Here is a 3541-nt window from a genome sequence, read left to right as displayed (position 1 = left end):
GGCCTCGATCCCGCGTCGACCGTCGTCGCCGCGGTCGACGATCTCGAAGCGCGCGGACTACCCGTCGGCGCGGTGCAGCTCGACTCGTGGTGGTACCCGCACGAGGTGCTGCGGCCGTTCGACACCGACGAGTGGGAGGTCCCGCCGAGCGGGATGGTCCGCTGGGAGCCGCGTACCGACGTGCTGCCCGACGGCGTCGCCGCGCTGCGCGAGCGTCTCGGTCGCCGACCGCTCGTGACGCACTGTCGGCACGTGTCGTCGCAGTCGTCGTACGGCGACGAGTTCCCGATGTGGGTCGACGGCGATCGCGCGCACCCGCAGACGCCGGAGCTCTACGAGCGCCTGCTCGACCAGGCCGTGGCGTGGGGCGTCGAGGTGTTCGAGCACGACTGGCTCATCGAGTGCTTCCTCGGTGTGCGCGGGCTGCGCCAACCCGGACGCGCCGCCGCGTGGCAAGAGGGCATCGACGCCGCGCTCGATCGCCGCGCGCTGCACGCGCAGTGGTGCATGGCGTCGCCTGCCGACTTCGCGCAGGCGAGTCGCTTGCGCCACGTCACGTCGATCCGAACGAGCGGTGACCACGCGTACCTCGTCGGACCGGAGCTGCTGTGGGCGTGGTTCATGCAGACGAACGTGATGGCGCGCGCGCTCGGGTTCTGGCCGTACAAGGACGTCTTCCACTCCGGCGCCGACGGCGAGTTCGCGGCGACGCGCGAGGGCGAAGCGCTGTTCGCGGCGCTGTCGGCCGGCCCGGTCGGCGTCGGCGATCGCATCGGCACCGCCGACGTTGCGTTGATCCGGCGTACGTGTCGCGCCGACGGCGTACTCGTGCGTCCCGATGTGCCGATTGCGGCCATCGACCGCGCGGCGTTCGACGCGCCGGTGTGGAACGGAGCGCTGATGACGGGCAGCGCGTACACGCAGCACGCGGCCGGGCGCTGGGGCTACGTCGTGACCGCGAACGTCGCGGCCGACGGCGAACGCCACACGACGCGTGTTCTGCTGCAAGAGCTCGGCGAGGACCGGCCGGACACGGCCGAGGTCTGCGTGTACGACTGGCGGCGTGAGACGGTCGAGATCCTTCCCTCCGACGGAGAGTACGAAGTCGAGCTCGACGCGCGCGACTGGGACTACCGAGTGCTCGCACCCGTGCTGGGTGAGGTCGCGGTGATCGGCGATCCGTCGCTCTATGCGTGCGCAGGCGACGCGCGTATCGCCGACGTGTCCGTCGACGCGGCCGGCGTGGTCACGATCACCGTGCTCGGCGCGAGGGAGCGCGTGTCCCTTCGGATCTGGTCGCGGGACAACGGTGTGCGCGACCTCGTCGTCGACGTCCCCGACGCGGGTTGGATGCGCCTGTCGCCGTAGATGCCCCAGGAACGGGCGGGTCGTTTTGCGGACCGCCCGAGTCGCAGGCTGAGGCGTCAAGCAGGGCGAAGCTTGCGAGCCCAACCAGAAAAGCTCAGAGCGGATATTCGAACTCGAGCTCGTGCGCGATCGGGATGCCGTGCTGGCCGAGCGTCGGTATCTCGGGCTTCAGCACGCGTGACTGCTCGATGCTGTTGCGGTGGAACCCGATCCAGTCCCAGCCCGCGCGCTGGTAGATGCGCAGGGCATCGGTGTTGTCGTTCGTCGTGATGAGCCAGAGCCGCTTCCACCCGGCGTCACGCGCGTGCTCGACGGCCGCGTCGAGCAACGCGACACCGGCACCGGCACCGCGATAGGTCGTCACGATCGCGACGAGCTCGGCGGCGCCGTCGACCTCGAGCCACAGCGCGACGCCGATGGGATGACCGTCGAGCTCGGCGATGTAGCCGTCGAGCTGCGACACGTCGTCGATGAGGCGGCCGCGGCTCGCGACCCGCGTCGACGCGAAGGTCGACGCGATCGTGTCCGCGATCCAGGGGCGGTCGTCGTCGGTGACGCGCTGGATACGCACGCCGTTCAGTGCATCACACGGGCTGGCGGCTCGCCGTAGCGGCCCGAACATGACGCGCGTGTCAGGGTTACACTCCCGCGCATCTGCGACGAGAGGTGCCTGCTGTGTCGAACCTTCGGATCGTCGACGCCGACTGCCACATCCTCGAGCCACCCGACATCTGGAAGAACCACCTCGGGTCGAAGTGGCAGGACAAGGCGCCGAAGCTCGTGAAGGACGCCGACGGCGGCGACGCCTGGCTCACCGCAGTGGGTGGTGAGCCGGATCCGATCGGGCTCGTCGCGACCCCGGGGATGCCGTTCGACCAGTTCCGTTGGCTCGGTGTGACCTACGAGGAAGCGCGCACCGGTTGCTACAACGGCGCGGCACGTCTGGAGGACATGGACATCGACGGCGTCGACGCCGAGATCCTCTTCCCGCCGCAGCGCACGATGAGCCACTTCCTCGGTGACGACGACGCCGACTTCGTGCTCGCCGGTGTCGAGGCGTACAACGACTTCCTGTTCGAGGAGTTCTGCGCGCCCGATCCGGCGCGGCTCATCGGACTCGCGCAGATCCCGTCGCTCGACATCGACGTCGCGATCGACGCGCTGCGCAAGGCCAAGGCGCGCGGCGCGAAGGGTGTGCTGATCTCGAACTGGCCGTCGGGGAGTGGCGACCTCTCCCGCGACGACGACCCGTTCTGGGCGGCCGCGTGCGACGAGGGCATGCCCGTGGCGATCCACATCAACATCATCTCCCGCGCGCAGCGCGCGGCCGGCCGGCGCGCGGCCGCACAGGAGACCGTCTCGCGCTACGACACGCGCGACGAGGCGACGCGCGCGAAGGCGATCGGTGGCATGAGCCACGTGTTCTCGATGGCCGCCGGCAACATCACGTCCGCGATCCTCACCGGTGTCTTCGATCGGTTCCCCGAGTTGCAGATCTGCTGGATCGAGACCGGCGTCGGCTGGCTGCCGCACTTCATCGAGTGCCTCGACGACCGTTACTGGCGCAACCGCGCGTGGGGCCGGCTGCCGATCGAGGAGCCGCCGAGCTTCTACTGGTATCGCAACAACGCGGCGTCGTTCATCACCGACCGGTCGGGCGTCGAGCTGCGCCATCGCGTCGGCGTCGACAACATGATGTGGTCGTCGGACTACCCGCACCACGGCAACGACTGGCCGTACTCGCGCAAGGTGATCGAGGAGACGATGGGCTCGATCCCCGCCGCCGAGAAGGCCAAGATCACCGGCGGCAACGCCGCGCGCATCTGGGGCCTGTAGCGCACGGCGGTTCCTCGGAACCGCCCGGGGTCAGCTGCGCGCTTCGCCGATGGCGTCGAGCGTGAAACGTTGCAGCGTGCGTTGGTGCACGTAGTTGAGGACCTGGTCGACCGCGGGCACGAGTCGGCCGGTCTGCGCGCTGAGGTCCTGCACCGCGCGCAGCAGCTCCGGCGTCCACTCCTCGTGGGACTTGCCGGCGAACATGTCGATGACCTGCCGCTGCAGCACTTGGAAGTTGCGCACGTAGATCTTCACGAGCTCGACCAGCACCTCGGGCGGCATGCCGATGGCGGTGAGCTCGGCGACCGCCTCGAGCATGCGGAGGTCGGTCTCGTCG

The 3541-nt window shown here is 69.5% G+C and carries 4 protein-coding genes; 2 read left to right on the top strand and 2 right to left on the bottom strand.

Annotated elements, in window-relative coordinates; genetic code table 11:
• Positions 1-1368: hypothetical protein (locus VH914_05180; GenBank protein HEX4490583.1), on the top strand; the 1368-nt coding region annotated here is incomplete at its 5' end.
• A 94-nt stretch (positions 1369-1462) separates the two neighbouring features.
• Here the strand turns inward: VH914_05180 and VH914_05175 are convergent.
• Positions 1463-1939, bottom strand: a complete 477-nt coding sequence (locus tag VH914_05175) for a GNAT family N-acetyltransferase (protein HEX4490582.1) — start codon at positions 1937-1939, stop codon at positions 1463-1465.
• A gap of 104 nt (positions 1940-2043) precedes the next feature.
• On the opposite strand from VH914_05175, the gene VH914_05170 reads away from it, so the two are divergent.
• Positions 2044-3204 (top strand): amidohydrolase family protein, encoded by a 1161-nt coding sequence (locus tag VH914_05170; GenBank protein ID HEX4490581.1) that lies wholly within the window; start codon positions 2044-2046, stop codon positions 3202-3204.
• A gap of 30 nt (positions 3205-3234) precedes the next feature.
• Here the strand turns inward: VH914_05170 and VH914_05165 are convergent.
• On the bottom strand, positions 3235-3541 hold a 307-nt coding region (locus tag VH914_05165; GenBank protein HEX4490580.1), incomplete at its 5' end, for a hypothetical protein.

Source organism: Acidimicrobiia bacterium (assembly GCA_036271555.1).
Classification (GTDB): Bacteria; Actinomycetota; Acidimicrobiia; order IMCC26256; family PALSA-610; genus DATBAK01.
Note: the sequence above shows the minus strand (reverse complement) of the source record. Positions and strands in the feature narration are given on the sequence as shown.